This window comes from Zoogloea sp. (assembly GCF_044344315.1).
In the GTDB taxonomy this organism is placed as follows: Bacteria; Pseudomonadota; Gammaproteobacteria; order Burkholderiales; family Rhodocyclaceae; genus Zoogloea.
In genome coordinates, this window is sequence record NZ_JBIJDC010000015.1 from 1 (window position 1) to 17,028 (window position 17,028).

At 64.9% G+C, this 17,028-nt stretch carries 17 protein-coding genes and 1 pseudogene; 11 read left to right on the top strand and 7 right to left on the bottom strand.

From position 1 onward, the window contains the following. From ACIQ09_RS05070 to ACIQ09_RS05080, 3 genes are all read left to right on the top strand, one after another. On the top strand, positions 1–316 hold a 316-nt coding region (locus tag ACIQ09_RS05070), incomplete at its 5' end, for an efflux RND transporter permease subunit (protein WP_398306852.1). A gap of 169 nt (positions 317–485) precedes the next feature. Beyond that, the gene (locus tag ACIQ09_RS05075) at positions 486–3,557 is read left to right on the top strand and encodes a multidrug efflux RND transporter permease subunit (RefSeq protein ID WP_398306854.1); all 3,072 of its coding nucleotides are present in this window, start codon (positions 486–488) and stop codon (positions 3,555–3,557) included. 133 nt (positions 3,558–3,690) lie between these two features. Beyond that, a complete protein-coding gene (locus ACIQ09_RS05080; protein ID WP_398306856.1) occupies positions 3,691–5,115 on the top strand; it encodes an efflux transporter outer membrane subunit in 1,425 nt (474 codons plus the stop codon). A gap of 182 nt (positions 5,116–5,297) precedes the next feature. Here ACIQ09_RS05080 and ACIQ09_RS05085 read toward each other — a convergent pair whose 3' ends face one another. Next, positions 5,298–5,585 (bottom strand): addiction module antidote protein, encoded by a 288-nt coding sequence (locus ACIQ09_RS05085; RefSeq protein ID WP_398306858.1) that lies wholly within the window; start codon positions 5,583–5,585, stop codon positions 5,298–5,300. A 117-nt stretch (positions 5,586–5,702) separates the two neighbouring features. After that, positions 5,703–5,888, bottom strand: coding sequence for a type II toxin-antitoxin system RelE/ParE family toxin (locus tag ACIQ09_RS05090; RefSeq protein WP_398306860.1), 186 nt, complete (start codon positions 5,886–5,888; stop codon positions 5,703–5,705). A 522-nt stretch (positions 5,889–6,410) separates the two neighbouring features. Here ACIQ09_RS05090 and ACIQ09_RS05095 point away from each other — a divergent pair. Then, entirely contained in the window at positions 6,411–7,511 is a 1,101-nt protein-coding gene (locus ACIQ09_RS05095; protein ID WP_398306862.1) for a hypothetical protein, read from the top strand. A gap of 198 nt (positions 7,512–7,709) precedes the next feature. Here ACIQ09_RS05095 and ACIQ09_RS05100 read toward each other — a convergent pair whose 3' ends face one another. Beyond that, positions 7,710–8,309, bottom strand: coding sequence for a PEP-CTERM sorting domain-containing protein (locus ACIQ09_RS05100; RefSeq protein WP_398306864.1), 600 nt, complete (start codon positions 8,307–8,309; stop codon positions 7,710–7,712). Between the two features lie 545 nt (positions 8,310–8,854). Between ACIQ09_RS05100 and ACIQ09_RS05105 the strand changes: the two genes are divergently transcribed. The 3 genes from ACIQ09_RS05105 (at position 8,855) to ACIQ09_RS05115 (ending at position 10,269) form a co-directional block, all read left to right on the top strand. Next, positions 8,855–9,061 (top strand): addiction module protein, encoded by a 207-nt coding sequence (locus ACIQ09_RS05105; protein WP_398306866.1) that lies wholly within the window; start codon positions 8,855–8,857, stop codon positions 9,059–9,061. A gap of 116 nt (positions 9,062–9,177) precedes the next feature. Beyond that, complete coding sequence (locus ACIQ09_RS05110; RefSeq protein ID WP_398306868.1) at positions 9,178–9,666, top strand: hypothetical protein; 489 nt, start codon at positions 9,178–9,180, stop codon at positions 9,664–9,666. A gap of 87 nt (positions 9,667–9,753) precedes the next feature. Continuing rightward, on the top strand, positions 9,754–10,269 hold the full coding sequence (locus ACIQ09_RS05115) for a DUF4240 domain-containing protein (RefSeq protein WP_398306870.1): 516 nt from the start codon (positions 9,754–9,756) through the stop codon (positions 10,267–10,269). A gap of 28 nt (positions 10,270–10,297) precedes the next feature. On the opposite strand, the gene ACIQ09_RS05120 is transcribed toward ACIQ09_RS05115, so the two are convergent. Then, complete coding sequence (locus tag ACIQ09_RS05120; protein WP_398306872.1) at positions 10,298–11,071, bottom strand: sulfite exporter TauE/SafE family protein; 774 nt, start codon at positions 11,069–11,071, stop codon at positions 10,298–10,300. A 117-nt stretch (positions 11,072–11,188) separates the two neighbouring features. Between ACIQ09_RS05120 and ACIQ09_RS05125 the strand changes: the two genes are divergently transcribed. Next, positions 11,189–12,103: a LysR family transcriptional regulator gene (locus tag ACIQ09_RS05125; protein WP_398306874.1), complete on the top strand. Its 915-nt coding sequence runs from the start codon at positions 11,189–11,191 to the stop codon at positions 12,101–12,103. A 175-nt stretch (positions 12,104–12,278) separates the two neighbouring features. Here the strand turns inward: ACIQ09_RS05125 and ACIQ09_RS05130 are convergent, their stop codons facing one another. Beyond that, on the bottom strand, positions 12,279–12,998 hold the full coding sequence (locus ACIQ09_RS05130) for an alpha/beta fold hydrolase (protein ID WP_398306876.1): 720 nt from the start codon (positions 12,996–12,998) through the stop codon (positions 12,279–12,281). Between the two features lie 299 nt (positions 12,999–13,297). On the opposite strand from ACIQ09_RS05130, the gene ACIQ09_RS05135 reads away from it, so the two are divergent. Next, a complete protein-coding gene (locus tag ACIQ09_RS05135) occupies positions 13,298–13,867 on the top strand; it encodes a hypothetical protein (protein ID WP_398306878.1) in 570 nt (189 codons plus the stop codon). A 142-nt stretch (positions 13,868–14,009) separates the two neighbouring features. After that, positions 14,010–14,441 (top strand): PRC-barrel domain-containing protein, encoded by a 432-nt coding sequence (locus ACIQ09_RS05140; protein ID WP_398306880.1) that lies wholly within the window; start codon positions 14,010–14,012, stop codon positions 14,439–14,441. A 142-nt stretch (positions 14,442–14,583) separates the two neighbouring features. On the opposite strand, the gene ACIQ09_RS05145 is transcribed toward ACIQ09_RS05140, so the two are convergent. Beyond that, a complete protein-coding gene (locus ACIQ09_RS05145; RefSeq protein ID WP_398306882.1) occupies positions 14,584–15,459 on the bottom strand; it encodes a lysostaphin resistance A-like protein in 876 nt (291 codons plus the stop codon). A gap of 239 nt (positions 15,460–15,698) precedes the next feature. Here ACIQ09_RS05145 and ACIQ09_RS05150 point away from each other — a divergent pair. Then, positions 15,699–15,830 (top strand): annotated as a pseudogene (locus ACIQ09_RS05150) (IS5/IS1182 family transposase); the annotation flags it as partial. A 30-nt stretch (positions 15,831–15,860) separates the two neighbouring features. On the opposite strand, the gene ACIQ09_RS05155 reads toward ACIQ09_RS05150, so the two are convergent. Beyond that, the gene (locus tag ACIQ09_RS05155) at positions 15,861–16,784 is read right to left on the bottom strand and encodes a DMT family transporter (protein WP_398306884.1); all 924 of its coding nucleotides are present in this window, start codon (positions 16,782–16,784) and stop codon (positions 15,861–15,863) included. Between the last annotated feature and the right edge of the window lie 244 nt (positions 16,785–17,028).

A 17,028-nucleotide genomic window follows, 5' to 3' on the forward strand; every position in this document is an offset into this window, starting at 1 on the left:
GCTGATCGGCATCGTCAAGAAGAACGCCATCATGATGATCGACTTCGCCCTGGACGCCGAACGCAACCAGGGCCTGGCGCCCCGGGAGGCCATCTTCCAGGCCTGCCTGCTGCGCTTCCGGCCCATCCTGATGACCACCCTGGCGGCCCTCCTGGGGGCGCTGCCGCTGATGCTGGGCAGCGGCGTCGGCTCCGAGCTGCGCCAGCCCCTGGGCATCACCATGGTCGGCGGCCTGCTGGTGAGCCAGGTGCTCACGCTGTTCACCACCCCGGTGATCTACCTGGCCTTCGACCGCCTGGCCCGGAGGTCGGCGTGAGCTTGCCCGCAGGCGCGACTTGTAGGGGCGACTTCAGTCGCCCGCGGACGTCGAGCAAAGGCATGCCTGTGATTGGCGCGTGGTGGGCGACTGAAGTCGCCCCTACAAGGGCCCTGCGGTCCAGGCGATGGGGCGCGCTCCGGAATGACGGCCTGGGGCGCCCGGTGCAATGAACCTCTCGCGCCTGTTCATCTTCCGCCCGGTGGCCACCACCCTGCTGACGCTGGCCGTGGTGCTGGCGGGGGCGATTGCCTTCCGGCTGCTGCCGGTGTCGCCGCTGCCCCAGGTGGATTACCCCACCATCTCCGTCTCGGCCAACCTGCCCGGGGCCAGCCCGGAGATCATGTCGGCCACGGTGGCCGGGCCGCTGGAGCGCATCCTCGGGCAGATCGCCGGCGTCACCGAGATGACGTCCAGCAGCTCCCTCGGTTCCACCCGGGTGACCCTGCAGTTCGACCTCTCCCGGGACATCGACGGTGCCGCCCGGGACGTGCAGGCGGCCATCAACGCGGCCCGCGGCCAGCTGCCGTCGAGCCTGCCCAACAACCCCACCTATCGCAAGGTGAACCCGGCCGAGACGCCCATCATCATCCTGGCGCTCACCTCCGCCACCCTGACCCAGGGCCAACTCTACGACGCTGCCTCCACCGTGCTGGCCCAGCGCCTGGCCCAGGTGGACGGGGTAGGGCAGGTGTCCATCGGCGGCGCCTCGCTGCCGGCGGTGCGGGTCGAGGTTGAGCCTGACCGACTGGCTGCGGCCGGCCTCAACCTGGATGATGTGCGCGCCGCCATCGTCGGCACCAACGCCAACCGGCCCAAGGGCGTGCTCGAGGATGGCGAGAACGCCTGGCAGGTGGGGGCCAACGACCAGGCCCGCACGGCCGCCGACTACCGTCCGCTGATCGTGTCCTGGAAGAGCGGCGCGGCGGTGCGCCTGGGGGACGTGGCGCGGGTGCGCGACGGGGTCGAGAACGACCGCAACTACGGTTACGCCAATGGCCGCCCGGCGGTGCTGCTGATGGTCAATCGCCAGCCCGGCGCCAACATCATCGAGACCGTCGATCGGGTGAGCGCCCTGCTGCCCCTGCTGCGCGCCAGCGTGTCGCCGGCCATCGACCTGGACGTGGTGATGGACCGCACCCCCACCATCCGCGGCTCCCTGCGCGAAGTGGAGCGCACCCTGGTGATCTCGGTGGCCCTGGTGGTGATGGTGGTCTTCCTGTTTCTGCGCAACTGGCGCGCCACCCTCATCCCCAGCGTGGTGGTGCCGGTGTCCCTGGTGGGCACCTTTTCCATCATGTACCTGGCCGGTTTCAGCCTCGACAACCTGTCCCTGATGGCCCTCACCATTGCCACCGGCTTTGTGGTGGACGACGCCATCGTGGTACTGGAGAACATCGCCCGCCACGTGGACGAGGGCATGCCACCCCGTCAGGCGGCCCTGCGCGGCGCGCGGGAAATCAGCTTCACGGTGCTGTCCATGAGCCTGTCGCTGATCGCCGTGTTCATCCCCATCCTGGCCATGGGCGGCATTGTCGGGCGGTTGTTCCGGGAGTTTGCGGTGGTGCTGTCGGCGGCCATCCTGGTGTCCATGGTGGTGTCCCTTACCACCACGCCAATGATGTGCGCCCGCCTGCTGCGGCCACGCCCGCCGGAGGCCGAGCGGGGGCGGGTGGACCGGGCCATCGGGCGTGCCCTGGCGGCGCTGCTGGAGGGCTACCGGCGCACCCTGGGCTGGGCCCTGGCCCATCGCTGGATCGTGCTGCTGGTGCTGGCCGCCACCGTCGGCCTCAACGTGCATCTCTATCAGACCATCCCCAAGGGCTTCTTCCCCCAGCAGGACACCGGCCGCCTGCGCGGCTTTGTTGAGGCCGACCAGGCCATCTCCTTCCAGGCCATGAAGGAGAAGATGGATCAGTTTCTGACCATCGTCGGCGCCGACCCGGCGGTGGCCACGGTGACCGGCTTCACCGGCGGTTCCCAGCGCAACTACGGCTCCATGTTCGTCACCCTCAAGCCCATCGCCGAGCGCAAGGAATCCGCCGACGCGGTGGTCGGGCGGCTGCGCAAGAAGCTGGCGCGGGTGCCCGGCGCCAACCTCTACCTGAGCCCGGTGCAGGACATCCGGATTGGTGGGCGCTCGGGCAATTCGGCCTACCAGTTCACCCTGCAGTCCGACAGCCTGGAGGAGCTGCGCCTGTGGGAGCCGCGCATCCGCAATGCCATGAGCCGCCTCGACCAGATCACCGACGTGAGCAGCGACCAGCAGGACCGGGGGCCCCAGACCACCGTGCTGTTCGACCGGGACGCCCTGGCCCGCTACGGCATCACCATGCGGGCCGCCACCACGGCGCTCAACAACGCCTACGGCCAGCGCCAGGTGTCCACCATCTACAACCCCCTCAACCAGTACCGGGTGGTGCTCGAGGCCGCCCCGGAATACCTGCAGGGGCCGGAATCCCTGTCGCGCCTCAACCTGGTCAGCCCCACCGGGGCGCGGGTGCCGCTGTCGGCGCTGGCCCGCTTCGAGACCACCCTGGCGCCCCTGTCGGTCAGCCACCAGGGCGGGGCGGCGGCGTCGACCATCAGCTTCGCCCTGCCGGAGGGGCGTTCCATCGGCGAGGCCACCGTGGTGATCAACCAGGCCCTGGCCGGCATCGGCGTGCCGGTGGGGGTACGTACCAGCTTCGAGGGCTCGGCGGGGGCCTTCCAGAAGTCCATGAGCTCCCAGCCCATCCTGATCCTGGCCGCCATCATCACCATCTACATCGTGCTGGGCATGCTCTACGAGAGCCTGATCCACCCCATCACCATCCTGTCCACCCTGCCCTCGGCCGGGGTGGGGGCCTTGCTGGCCCTGATGGCCCGGGACACAGAGTTCGGCCTGATCGCCATGATCGGGGTGATCCTGCTCATCGGCATCGTCAAGAAGAACGCCATCATGATGATCGACGTGGCCATCGCGCGCATGCGCCAGCACGGTGAGAACGCCCGCGACGCCATCCACCACGCCTGCCTGCTGCGCTTCCGGCCCATCCTGATGACCACCCTGGCAGCCCTCTTCGGGGCGATTCCCCTGGCCATCGGCAGCGGCGACGGCGCCGAGCTGCGCCAGCCCCTGGGCATCGCCATCGTCGGTGGCCTGATCCTCAGCCAGATCCTCACCCTCTACACCACGCCGGTCGTCTTCGTGATGCTCGACCGGTTGCGCCGCAAGCGGAGCCTGCCTGCCCATGAATGACCGGAATCACCCTGTCCCCGTCGGGGCGGCTTGTGGGGGCGACTTCAGTCGCCCATCGTGCGTTGATCGTCGCCATGCCTTGGATCGAAGTCCATGGGCGACTGAAGTCGCCCCTACAGTCGCCCCTGCCGCCGTGAATGCGCTGTTTGCGGCGCTCTGCGCCCTGAGCCTCGCCGCCTGCACCCTCGGCCCCGATCACGTCCGCCCCGCGGTGGAGACGCCCGCCGCCTTCAAGGAAGCCGGCGAGTGGAAGCCCGCCGAGCCCCGCGACCCGCTGGCCGCCGATACTTGGTGGAAGGCCTTTGGCGACCCGGTGCTGGATGCCCTGCAGGACAAGGTGGAGATCTCCAACCAGAACCTGCGCATCGCCGAAGCCCAGTACCGCCAGGCCCGGGCCCTGGCCGATGCGGCCCGGGCGTCGTGGCTGCCGGCCGTCAACGCCACCGCCGGGGCGACCCGCTCGGCCACGTCGGCGGCCACCGACAGCGCCGGCAGTGCGCCGCCGCGCAACAGCTTCAGCCTGGGCGCCACCGCCAGCTGGGAGCTGGACGTGTGGGGCCGCATCGCCCGCAACGTGGAGGCCGCCGACGCCCGCATCCAGGCCAGCGAGGCCGACCTGGCCGCCGCGCGCCTGTCGGCCCACGCCACCCTGGCCCAGACCTACTTCCAGCTCCGCGCCGCCGAACGCCAGCAGGAGCTTCTCGATGCCGCCGTGGCCGCCTACGAGCGCTCCCTTGAACTCACCCGCAACCGCTACGCCGCCGGTGTGGCCGGCAAGGCCGACGTGGTGCAGGGCGAGAGCCAGCTGCGCAGCGCCCGTGCGTCGGCCGTCGAGGCCCGCCTGTCCCGCAGCCAGTACGAACACGCCATCGCCGTGCTGCTGGGGCAGGCGCCGGCGAGCTTCTCCCTACCGGTGAGCGCCGGCCCGCTGCCCACCGCCCCGGTGGCCGTGACCCTGCCCTCCACCCTGCTGGAACGCCGCCCCGACATCGCCGCCGCCGAGCGCCGGGTAGCCGCCGCCAACGCCGCCATCGGCGCGGCCGAAGCCGCCCGCTTCCCGGTGCTGGGCCTGTCCGCCTCGGCGGGCTTCCGCCGCTCCCAGATCGAGGATCTGCTCACTGTGCCGAGCCGTTACTGGTCCCTCGGGCCGACCCTGGCCGCTTCCCTCTTCGATGCCGGCGCCCGCAAGGCGGCGGTGAGCCAGTCCAGGGCGGCCTGGGAGCAGGCCGTCGCCACCTACCGCCAGACCGTGCTGGTGGCCTTCCAGGAAGTGGAAGACAACCTGGCCGCCGCCCGCCTGCTGGAAGAGGCCGCGGTCGAACAGTCGGCGGCCGTGGCGGCGGCTGCACAAGCCGAGGCCATCGCCCTCAACCAGTACCGGGCCGGCACCGTCGCTTACCTCAATGTGATCGTCCTGCAGGCGGCCCACCTCAGCGCCCAGCGCAGCGCCAACGATCTGGCCGCCCGGCGCCTGGTGGCGGCGGTGCTGTTGGCAAAGAATGCCGGCGGGAGTTTTTCTCCGACGGATCCGTCGACGGTTACATCCCGAAAGGACTGACGCCAAGTTTCCCGCCGACATGCGTCCGCTTCCCCGGCCGCCGGGGGCTCGTCATGGACTTACGCGCTGCGCTAAAGGCAATTTCAACCGCAGTCGACCGCCCAAGATCGAAGTCGGGATGTCGCCCGCGGGCGGTGGTGTCGAGTGATGGCCAAGTCCCCGCGGTCGCGCCGCTGCAACGCTTACGAATGGACTGGTGTCGCGGAAATTTTGACGCCCAAGGCATGAAGCAGCTTGAGCACCGTGTCATAGCGTGGCTTCGCACCGGGCGTGAGCGCTTTGTAAAGGCTCTCACGGCCAAGCCCCGCATCTTTGGCCAGTTGCGCCATACCTCGGGCACGCGCAACGTCACGAATGGCAGCGAGGAACACATCCGGGTTGGGATCGTCCAGGGCGGCTGTCAGGTACTCCGCGATGGCTTCCTCATCGTTCAGGTAGTCGGCAGCGTCAAAGGCGGTGGTCTCAAGCATCGTTCACTCCTTGTCCAAGAGCCGCGCCATCTCGATGGCGCGCTTAATGTCGCGCTTTTGCGACGACTTATCCCCTCCGAGCAGGAGCAGATAGATCACCGCCCCACGTCGTGTGTACTAAGCGCGATACCCAGGGCCGACGTGGATGCGCATTTCCGAAACGCCTTCGCCGATTGGGCCACAGTCACCAAAATTACCGGGTTGAGCAGAGCGGATGCGGTGGACGATACGGGCTCGAGCCACGTTGTCGTTCAAGCCGGCAAGCCAGGCGTCGAACTCGTCCGTGCGCAGGAAAGTGTTCATAGCAGTATTGTATCCAGATGGATACACTCAAGCAAGGCGGAACCCATCGCAGGGACCAAGAGGTGCAAACCCTTGCGTATCGAGCGGTGGAGGTTGGCCGATCGTGCGCTGCGGGCATCTTCCCCGATGGCAGCCGAGCTGCCACGGGTTCAAGAGTCATGCTCTGATCAACGCCGAGCATGCTTGAGGCGGCTGCACCAACGGGCCTGTCGGAAGTCCCATGCGCCCGCATCCCGGACTGCTCCGAGAACACCTCCGTTGCCACCTCACGCGCCTCGCACCGAACGCGGTATGCGCCCCTCCGCCGCTTGCCGGCCGTGGTTTCGTCCTCCACGCCTCGACCCGATCTACCCAAGGTGCATTTCCCGCGCGTAGAATCCCCAGTGTTACCTCTTTCCCGGCGGTTCAGTTCAACAAGGCTTATCCCTCGCGACATGCGCACTCACTTCGAACTCAGTTGCGTGCCGCGAGGGATAAACCCTATTCGTTAGCCCGCCGAACAACTATCACGGAGGAACTCCAGTGCCCGCAGCATTCTCCTCAGCGCTTTACTACCCATACATCGACATAAAGGATGAACGATGGCTACGAAGTGCTGCGCTGTTCTGGGACTCCATCCGAACAATTGTCCCGGTTTCGCATCGCGATCCCTACTCGAATGATTTTGCTCGCGCCCTCTGTGACGAGGGCGTGCTTGAACCAGTTCGCGTGTCATCGGACATGGATGAGGTCGAGGAACTTACCGACAAAGTTCTCGACTTTCTTACAGACCCGGCTTCGGCAGGCGTCATGTTTGACACCGACAAACATCCAACTCGCCGAATTCATCCGGACAAAATGTCGTATGAGTTGCGCGAGCTAGCCCATATACATCCAGAAAAGCTGCCATACATGATTCGCTCAGAACTTGAGCGAGGGCTAAATGATGATGGCTGGTTTTATGTCGCGCCCGGTTTTGCCAACTTCTATATGACGTTGCTCGCTTCTCAGTTGGCTCAACGACTAGGTTTGGGGTTAGTCACCGAGTCGTCCGCAGCAGACCAGTTGGCGATTGCTGTGCGCAAAGGAAAGCCGCTCGGCACATCTAGCAATCGAAGAATCGGTCGCCATTTCGACGCATTTGGACCTAGGCGCTCTTTGCCGACAGATGTTGCACCTAGCTTGCTCATTGATCTTATGGTGCAAGGGGTCTCTTTGCCCGAGCACCTTTCGGTGAAGGAAATACTCAAGTTCAAGAAGGATCACAAGGAGGAGCTGGCTGTGTTCCGCCGAGAGGTTGCCCGGCTTACGACGGACTTGCCAAAAGATGTGCCCATAGAAGCACTGAGACAAGCAGTCTCAGATCAGTACCAGGCCAGCGTATTGCCAGCGATGCGCAGCCTCCGAGAGTCTCTGAGAGCCCAAAGCTGGGATGCTGGGCTCAACGGACTGCTAAAGGTGTCTTTCTTCTCGGCCGCCCCAACCTCTGCGGCGATCCTTGCAGGTATTCCTAGCTCGGTGGCCTTACTTGCCGGCGCAGGAATCTCGCTTACCGCGTCAGCGGTGCTATTAGCAAGTCAACGACGGCGAGCGAGAATCGATAGTCCGTATTCCTATTTGCTTTCGATGGAGCGTCAGTGGTGAGCGGTTGGCTAAGGGGGAATCAGGGGGAATCAGGGGACAGACCACGGTATCCGTTACTGTTGTCCGCACATACAGTACACGCCGGCCTGAAGTGGACACGGCCCTTCAGCCGGGCACACAGGACGCCCGAAACCTGCCTGGATGAGGGCTGCGAACGTCCCAAATGTTCAGGGCCCGCGCGAGGCGGGCCCTGATTCTTCACACTGCGGCGAGTGATTTCCTGCGCCGGGACCATCCCGCGCATGCAAGGCCGAGGCCCAGCAGGGCCAGCGTCGGCGGCACGGGGACTTGCGCGGTATGCGTGCCTTCCCGGAACCAGAAATCAAGATTCTGGAACGCGATGCCGGAGTTGTTGATGGCCAAACCGCCCGCGTAAGGATTGAGATTGCTCATCTCCCCCGCGAAGGTGCTGCCCGCATCCAGATCCAGCACCAGAGTGTACAGAGCCCCGGGCGTCAGAGTGACCGGACTCAGGAGGTCGAAATGAACCACGGAGAGGGCGGAGGTGATCGTGACTTGCGCACTGGAGCCCAGCAGCGTTCCGGTCAGCCCCTGTCCTGCCCGAACCTCCAGATGCAGCGTGCTGCTGCCACCGTCGCTGCGAATGAAGAATTCGGCAGCGTCGATGGAATTGCTGGTAGGCGTGAACGATTGCCCGTTGAGCTCGCCAGCCGTGCCCGAAAAGTTCGTCGGCCCGACATATGCTTGGTCATCCGTGAAAGGCAGCGCGTGCGCCTGGGTGAGTACGCCCAGACCCACCGCAAGGGCCGCGACGTTCTTCCAAACTTTGATGGACATGGCAGGTCTCCATTGTGTCGAGATATTTTACAAATTGGCGCCAATCAGGCGTCTTCTGCCCTTTTTCAGCATAATTCGTGCCGATATCAGCAGTGAGATACCCCCTCGCAGGCGTCGATGATTTTGGGTCGGCGCCTCTTGAGCTTGCGCGGCCCACGCGCTCAAGCCCCGTGCGGCCTGTCACCCGCGCTGGCTCGGTACAACGCCAGCCTTCAGCCTGGGGCGGCTCACGTGGACGCAGTAGGCGCTTCCTGTTTCCGGTCCAGGCCCCATGCGCCTGTTCCGGGGCCCGTTTCTCGATGCGCCAGATCAAGCCCGACAGCACGGAACAGTTCCCCGCGATCCCCAGGCCACGCCCCCTGACTGCCGGGGACACCGGCAAGCGTCTTTCACCGCCGCTGCGCCCCGGTTACCTCGACGTCAGGCGGCGAGGACCGACCGGTAAGTTTGTTGGGTGGAGGCGAGTTGTGGCAATCTGGCGACAGTGCTTGTTGAACACCACCGGAGTTTCCCCTGAGTCTCCCCTGTCCCATACCGCCGAGTCCGTGAAAGCCGAAGTCATGCGCCTCGCTCCGGCAGTGCGGGCCAGGCAGCTTGGCCCGCTTATTGACAGCCTCGACCGGGACGAAGAGATCGAGGGCGCGTGGGGTAAAGTCGCACTGCAGCGCGAAGGTGAAATTGAAAGCGGTTCGGTCACGGGCCTTCCACTTGAAGATGTAGTAGCCCGATTGGAAGCTCGTTTCCCAGGATGAGCGTCATTGTTCACCCGGGCGCCGAGCAGGATCTGTTGGACGCGGCATCGTTCTACGAACGCGAGGGATAAACCCGATTCGGTGGGCGTCATACGCCGCTCAGTTGCGCATGCATCATGTCCAAGCCATTCATCAAGCTAAACCGCGCTGACTTCCTGCAAACGCCCATTTGGGCTTGGGTTTCCGACGACGAGTCGGGTGTCAATTCTGGGCTTGCTGACGAGTCTCACGTGCAACCAACAGCTTTCGCTGAGATTCCCTTGGTTCCCTTTGGCCAGTTCATCGTTTCTTCAGTAGTCGACCTGAAGAGTGGTGCGTCCATGCCCGGGATTGCGGAAGTCACGGTAGCCAACGGTGACATTTCCGTCCATCCGAGCGTCGTGTTTCTTCTGGATAGGCATCTTCAGATTCCCGGCGTAGAGACCAATCGCCTGCTTGCCCGTTTTACGAAAACCGCCGGGAACTACCCTGTTGCCTGGCGCCTTTGCGTCAGCAATCACGGTGAGAGCAGTCCGCGTTCGGGGCCAATCCAAGGCGGCGACATGAAGGACCTGGTGGCTGCCGGCCTTGAGGCACTTCTTGCCCTGAAGGCACTTCGCAGGTGAGGCCCAAACCCTCCGACCTTCGGCCCGCCGGCCGGTTACGTTGAACGTCACGCAGCACACGCATCCCTTCACCTCATAGGAAGACCCATGGACAACGGTTCATTCTGGAAACTTATCGACACGTCCCGCCAGGCAGCTGAAGGAGACCCTGAGCAGCAACTCAAAGAGCTTGAATCCCTCCTGGACGAATTATCTGAAGATGAGCTTGTCGATTTTCAGAACCTATTCGCTTCCTACTTTTGGGCCTCATATACGTGGCCATTGTGGGGGGCGGCCTATGTGATCGGTGGCGGTTGCTCCGACGATGGGTTCGACTACTTCCGGGGCTGGCTAATCTCGCGTGGCGAGAAGGTATTCAGTGCTGCATTGGCTGACCCGGACACACTCGCGTCCGTTATCGAAGAGAGTGACGAAGAAGTCGACTGCCAGGTCGAAGGATGGCAGTCGGTCGGTGTTGACGCCTGGCGCAGAAAGACGGGGCTTGAGTACTCGGCTTTCCCATCCAAGCCCTCGGGCATTCAGTCGGACGGGCCGGCGGGTGATGAATGGTCCGAAGAGGATCTCGACCGCCTGTACCCCAGGCTGTGCAAGCGCTTCAGCTAGGCGGCGCGGTTCGGACTGACAGCAGCGCTTATAGGATCAGCGGCTTGAGCAGCATCCACAGGGCGGTGGCCAGGATCATCCAGGCAAAGGCCAGGCGCATGCTGCGCTCGGGCAGGCGGTGGGCCACCGACACCCCGGCGGACACGGTGAGCAGGCCGCCGATGGCCATGGGCAGGCCAATCGACCAGTCCACCTGGTGGGCGCGGCCGTAGGTGAGCAGTGCCACCGCCGAACAGGGGGTGACAAGGACCAGGGACAGGCTCTGGGCCACCGTCTGACGCTGTCCGAAGACCTGGGTGAAGATGGGGGTGGCCAGCAGCCCGCCGCCCACGCCGAGGAGCCCCATGCAGGCACCTCCCGGAATGCCCACCAGGGGCTGCCATCGGCGATCGAACAGGCCGCCGGCCCCGTCCGCGTTGCCGGCCGGGCGTCGGCCGGTGAGCATGCGCAGGGCGATCAGGACCAGGAAGACGCCGAACAGGCTGCGCAGCAGGCCGGAATCGAGCCCCGTTGCCACCTGGGCCACGCCATAGGTGGCGGCCGACGCCAGCACGGCGAGGGGCAGGGCGGTGCCCAGGGCCACCGGGTGCCGGCGGGTGTAGCGCCACCAGCCGACGATCAGGATGGGCACCATCATGGCCAGGGAGGTGCCCTGGGCCAGGGCTTGTTCCATGCCGAAGGCCAGGGCCAGGAAGGGGATGGCGATGATCCCGCCTCCGATGCCGAAGAGGCCGCCGAAAAAGCCCAGGGCGGCACCCAGGGTCAGGATGGAGAGGAGGTCGGTGATGGCCAGGGCGTGCATGGAGCAGGGTCTTCCGGGGGGTCGGGATGGCGCGGGCGCGACCACCTTGTCCGCCTAGCTTAGAGACCACGAAGATATTTACAATTCGCCAAGATGTGAATTCAGTGGACACGAATCGTGAACATCAATCCCCAGCTCGATGATCTCCGCCTGTTCTGCGTGGTGGCCCGCCACCGCAGCTTTGCCGAAACCGCCCGGGAGCTGGGCATCTCCAAGGCCGTGGTGAGCAAGCGCATCGCCCTGCTTGAGGCCGCTGTGCACGAGAAGCTGTTTCACCGCACGACCCGCAAGGTGACGCTCACCGGTCAGGGCGAGATCGTGCACCAGTGGGCGCTGCGCATCCTGGAAGATGTGGATCTGATGGGTGAGGCCCTCTCCCGGGAGAAGGCCGCGCCGCGCGGGCTCCTGCGCATCTGCAGCAGCACCGGATTCGGGCGCAGCCGCCTGGCCCCGGCCCTGTCGGCCCTGGCCGGGCACCATCCCCAGCTGGAGATCCAGTTGGAGCTGTATGACCGGCTGGTGGATCTGGTGGAGGAGGGCTTCCAGCTCGACATCCGCATCGGCCGGGTCCATGAGAGCAATGTCATCGCCCGTCGCATCGCCCGCAACCGGCGCGTGCTGTGCGCCGCGCCGGCCTATCTGGCGCGCTTCGGCACGCCTGCCACCCTGGATGATCTCCACGCCCATCGTTGCATCCCCATCCGCGAGCGCGACCAGGATTTCGGGCGCTGGGAGCTGGACGGCCCGGAGGGGCGTATCGCCATCAAGGTCAGCGGCCCGCTCTCGGCCAACAACGGCGAGATCGTCCGCCAGTGGGCCATCGACGGCCACGGCATCATCCTGCGCTCTACCTGGGACATCTGCGACGAGATCGACACCGGCGTGCTGGTGCCGGTACTGCCCGGGTATTTCCAGCAGGCCGATGTCTGGGCGGTCTATCCGTCCCGCCTGTCGGTGTCGGCGAAGGTCAAGGTGTGTGTGGAGTTTCTGGAGGCGTGGTTCGCGCAGACGGGGCTGAATGACGTGCCATAGCGAAATGGCGCATGGATCTACGCAGGGTGGCTGGAGGGACCGTGGGGGCGACTTCAGTCGCCCGCGGACTCCGAGAAACGAACGGTGCCTGGTATCACGCACGGATGGGCGACTGAAGTCGCCCCCACGGGAGCCGCCGCGCGAGGATGGGGCTGGGGTGCGCGGCGATGAACGATCAGCACTTGATGTTCCGGACCCATTCGAGGAGGAGCGTGCTGACCTCGTCGGGCTGGTCGAGGGTAGACAGGTGCCCGCTGTCTTCGACGATGCTGAGGCGGGCGTCCGGGATGCCGTGGGCAATCTCCTCCGCCAGCTCCGGTGGTGTGACGAGGTCCTGGCGGCCGCAGATCACCAGGGTGGGGCATTGGATGCGGGCAAGCTCCGGGCGGCTGTCGGGGCGGGTCATGATCGCGCCTTGCTGGCGGATGAAGACGTCCTTGCCGAGGCTGCTCATCATCGAGTGCACCACGCCGCGCACTGCCGGCAGGTTCATGCGCAAAGGGTGGGACAGGCGCGGCATCAGCTGTTCAAAGACGGCTTCGAGATCGGTCTCTGCCAGCTTCATCAGTGCCACCCGTGCGGCCGTGGCTTCCGGTGTGTCGGGCCGGGCCGAGGTATCGAGCAGCACCAGGCTGGCCACGCGCTCGGGCGCCCTGCGCATGATCTCGAAGGCCACGTAGCCGCCCATGGACAGGCCGACCAGCACACAGGGTGCTTCCGGGGTGTTCTTCAGTACGCTGTCGGCCATGCCGGCAATGCTGTCGGATTGGGTCAGGTCGGCCACCTCGGTGGTGGTTACGGCGGTGAGGACGTCAATCTGCTTCTGGAACAGACTGGCGTCGTTGAGCAGGCCGGGCAGAAACAGAACGTGGGGGACGCAGCTTGTCGGCTTCATGGTGAGCTCCTTGGAAGGGGGGCATATCAGTGAGGGAACGGTGACAGGGCCGCCCTGGCCACGTCGGTACGCTGTCGCACTTACTATGATCTTCTTGTAAGGATTTTAGTTCGCGGTGCTTCCTGTGCTGGATGTATGCCAGCGTACGGAACGCGTCCAACACCGGGAAGACAATCAGTTGCCGGCTTTCCCAAGGCCAGTCTGGCTGCCGTGGACGCTGCTCGTGCCGCGCCGCTGATGCCAGGGGGCCTTTGCCGTGTCTCTGCCAAGGCCTTTACCCATGCTGACGAGGAGCTTCCATGAACAATCTGACCGAACTGACAATGACGCGCGCCCCTGACCTGAATGCAGGCCCGGGGATCGAACAAACAACTCATGTGCTCTCCGCCGTCTATCCCGGGCGGGACGAGGCCGAAGGCGTGCGCCAGTTGCTAGAGGAGCAAGGCATTTCTGCCACCGAGATGCGGATCTTCCATGAAACGCCGCCCCAGCCCGGCGACGTGCTCAGTGATGACGTGCTCAAGGATGTGCTGGTCGATGGCGGCATCGGCACGCTGATGGGGACCGGAGTGGGCGCCCTCGGTGCCCTGGCCATCGTGGCGTCCGGCATCACCCTGTTTGTCGCCAGCCCGGTGGTGGCCCCCCTTGCCATGCTCGGCTGGTTTGCCGGCATCGGTGGCATTGTTGGGGCGGCTGTCGGGGCCAATCGCAAGGACGGGCGCTTCTCGGACCTGGTGACGGATGCCATTCAGGCCGGCAACACGGTGCTGGTGGTCCGCACACACGCGGCCCCCGATCGGGAACTGGCCAGGGTAGTTCTTGAGGCCTCGTTCCGCGGCCGGGATGGCGTCACCACGGAGTCCACCTGAGCGTGTCCGCCGGGTTGCGGCCCGGGTGTGTGCGCTGCCCGACAGACCGTTGTCCGCCGCGAGCCCATGGTGGTGTGCAGAACGTCATGGACCTGGCTCGGCGTTCCGGCAGTTTTTCCAGGGAATCCAGTAGGAGGCAGTCATGAACTACGAAGAGCGCGACAAGTTGGGCATCTACAAGGCCGGGGTCGATGGCGGGATCGGGCGAGATGCAGGGCAGGGGCCCGGCCCGGCGCTGATGGGCGCTGAAACGCTGATCGGCAACGACGTGTACAGCCGTCAGGCGGAAAAGCTGGGGGAGGTGAAGGAGATCATGCTGGACATGCGCAGCGGGCGCATCTCCTACGCCGTGCTGTCCTTCGGTGGCTTTCTCGGCATGGGTGAAAAGCTCTTTGCAATCCCCTGGAGCGCCCTGACCCTGGACACCATGAACAAGCGCTTCATGCTCGACGTGGACAAGGAGCAGCTGGCGCGGGCGCCGGGCTTCGACAAGGACACCTGGCCCGACATGGCCAACCCCGAATGGGCCGAGGGGATTCACGCCTACTACGGTCGCCCCATGTACTCGATCTAGCGCTGCAAGCCGGCGTCAGCCTTGTGGCGTGGGTGGCGGTGCGTGGTAAGGAGGGGTGCGACACCCCGGTATCGTGGCGCCTCTCCAGTCCTGAAGAGATGTCCGGTCTGGCGATGGAGAGTACCGCGGTGCCATGCGCGGCCTAGTTCGTCCTGGTGCGATTCCAGAACGGCGGCACGATGCTGCCGCGCCGGATGGCCTTGATCAGCAGCACCACGCCAGCGCTGGTGCAGAGCAGCAAGGCCATCAGCGAGGATTCCAGACCGAATTCGCCTCCGGTCATTACAAGCGGTCCCTCGATGGTGGCCTTGATCAGGCCCGGTTTGGCGTAAGCCCCGGACACAATTCCGGAAAAAATACCTGACTGTGTGTAGTTCCAGGCCATGTGAAAGCCAATGCTCATCCACAGACGGCGGGTCAGCATGTAGGCGGCGGCAAGCAGCAGGCCGGCCTCGATGCTGATGCAGAGAGCGCCCAGCAGGGTGCCTGACGGGGCAAGCCAATGGCGCAGGCCGAATATGAGCGATGACACGGCCAGAGAGATCCAGCTTCCAAAGGACTCCTCCAGAACACGGAAAAGCACTCCCCGGTAGATCAGCTCTTCCAGCACCCCCGAGCTCAAGGCCATGGCCATGGCCGGGAGCATGAACGCCCAGGGGTTGATGCCGTCGACGCGATAGATGCCGAGCACCATCAGGATCAGCACGCAGAGGGTGTATAGGCCGGCGCCGATCAACAGCCCGGTTCCGAATTCCCGGCCCATCCCCGGCAGGGCAAGCTCGCTGACCGGGCGCCTTTCGATGAGCCGAACAAGGCCAAAATACACGGCGAGTCCCAGCGCCGCCATACCCGCTGCCGCCGCCAGGGCCAGCAGGGGCTCGGCCGAGAGATTGAGCCTGAAACCGTTGCTCACACCCATCATCAAGAACAGGGTGCCACCCAGCAGAATCAGCCGCACGAGAGGGAACTGCAGGACACGCAGCCACAGGGCCGGTCTCGCGTCATGGGCCGGGCTCATGCACCTGTACCCGCTTCAGACTGCCGGACGCAGATCCGGGACGATGGGCGTGTCGTGCGCATTTTGCATGCCGAATACGTGGTCGAGGGCTCAAGTTTATACTTGCGGATATCCATCAGAGGCAAGCCTCGCTCAAGAAGGACATCCCCTCATGGAGAACCGGAGCGGTCTGTGCGTGGATCTGCTCATCACCGACGCCACCCTGGGTGAGCATCAGGCGGCGGGGCAATTCACCGGGGCTCGACGGACGGACAAGCTGCACCGGGGGCTACAAGGTCAGCCAGCGGAAACGAAAGCGTGTTGAAGAGATCTTCGGGTGGCTGAAGACAGTGGGCGGAATGAGAAAGACCCGCTTCATCGGAGAAGCCCGACCCCAGATCTCGGTGTTTTGCATCGGCCCGCTAGCGCATCACCCGCTCGCTGCCCCGCACCGGCATCGCCCCGATTACCGCACCCACCGAAACGACAACGATGCCTGCCATGACCGTCCACGTCAGTTGTTCGTCCAGGATGAAATATGCCCCAATCGCGGAAACCGCCGGAACCAGCGAGAGCATCATCGAGGCCTGGCAGGCGCCGATCTTCTGGTTAGCGTAGCTATAGAGGCCGGCGGCCAGCATGGCGGCGATGAAGCCCTGGTAGACGCACTGCAGCGCGATGTCGCCCCAGCCGGCGGTGGGCAGGTTTTTGGGCAGGTAGAGCAGGTAGACCGGTGAGTAGAGCAACAGGGCAAAGAAGGCGATGCCGCAGACGCCCAGCACGGGGCGAATCTGCCAGCGGCGCATCAGCAGGCCAAAGATGGACCAGGACATGGCGGCAGCCAGAAAGAGCGCGTCACCAATGAGTTCGTTCTGGCCGTGGTGGGACAGGAGGCTGTCGATGCCGATCAGCAGCAGCCCGCAGGCAGACAGGGCAAGGGCGAGCATGGTGTGCCGTGCCAGGTGGAGGCCGGTGGTGAGCGCTACGAGGACTGCGGTGCAGAACGGGATCCCTCCGTTTACAAAAATGCCTGCATGGGCGCTCGGGGCAAACGAGAAGCCGGAGTAAACAAACAACCCGTAGCCCAGGCCGCCAAAAACGCTGAGTACGAAATAGCGTGGCCAGTCGGCGAAAGGGGTATTGCGCAGAAAATAGAATCCGCCCAGCAGGCCCGAAACGCCATAGCGCATGGCCGCCAGATCAAAAGGCGTAAACAGCCCCTTGCTGCCGAAGCGCGAGACGATGTTGAACCCGGACCAGCAGGCTACGACCAGCAGTCCGGCGATCAGGCCTTTTGTGGTGTCCGATAGCCGCTGCGGCTGATGGGGGTGCAAGGGATTGTTCATGGGGTGTCGATGAGGTTTCTGGCGGAGGGAGTAGAGCACGGGAGGGCGTCCCTGCCCAGATTCAGGGCGACGTGTTTTTGATGGCAACAGACTCATCCGGCGCGTGAATCAGCGCCGCCTTTGCAGAGACTTCGCAGCTGGCTGGCGTTGGCCTCCTGCCTTTCTCCGGAACCTCCGGCGCTCCGGCCTAACGTGTCAGCAGGTTTGGGGCCTTTGCCCGGTTGCGGGGGATCGGCAGGGTGAT

What these genes read in the sequence shown, in the direction of transcription:
- ACIQ09_RS05075 (WP_398306854.1), top strand. Translation starts at nt 486, where the DNA reads ATGAACCTCTCGCGCCTGTTCATCTTCCGCCCGGTGGCCACCACCCTG.
- ACIQ09_RS05085 (WP_398306858.1), bottom strand. Translation starts at nt 5,585, where the DNA reads ATGCTTGAGACCACCGCCTTTGACGCTGCCGACTACCTGAACGATGAG.
- ACIQ09_RS05090 (WP_398306860.1), bottom strand. Translation starts at nt 5,888, where the DNA reads ATGAACACTTTCCTGCGCACGGACGAGTTCGACGCCTGGCTTGCCGGC.
- ACIQ09_RS05100 (WP_398306864.1), bottom strand. Translation starts at nt 8,309, where the DNA reads ATGTCCATCAAAGTTTGGAAGAACGTCGCGGCCCTTGCGGTGGGTCTG.
- ACIQ09_RS05110 (WP_398306868.1), top strand. Translation starts at nt 9,178, where the DNA reads ATGTCCAAGCCATTCATCAAGCTAAACCGCGCTGACTTCCTGCAAACG.
- ACIQ09_RS05115 (WP_398306870.1), top strand. Translation starts at nt 9,754, where the DNA reads ATGGACAACGGTTCATTCTGGAAACTTATCGACACGTCCCGCCAGGCA.
- ACIQ09_RS05120 (WP_398306872.1), bottom strand. Translation starts at nt 11,071, where the DNA reads ATGCACGCCCTGGCCATCACCGACCTCCTCTCCATCCTGACCCTGGGT.
- ACIQ09_RS05130 (WP_398306876.1), bottom strand. Translation starts at nt 12,998, where the DNA reads ATGAAGCCGACAAGCTGCGTCCCCCACGTTCTGTTTCTGCCCGGCCTG.
- ACIQ09_RS05135 (WP_398306878.1), top strand. Translation starts at nt 13,298, where the DNA reads ATGAACAATCTGACCGAACTGACAATGACGCGCGCCCCTGACCTGAAT.
- ACIQ09_RS05140 (WP_398306880.1), top strand. Translation starts at nt 14,010, where the DNA reads ATGAACTACGAAGAGCGCGACAAGTTGGGCATCTACAAGGCCGGGGTC.
- ACIQ09_RS05145 (WP_398306882.1), bottom strand. Translation starts at nt 15,459, where the DNA reads ATGAGCCCGGCCCATGACGCGAGACCGGCCCTGTGGCTGCGTGTCCTG.
- ACIQ09_RS05155 (WP_398306884.1), bottom strand. Translation starts at nt 16,784, where the DNA reads ATGAACAATCCCTTGCACCCCCATCAGCCGCAGCGGCTATCGGACACC.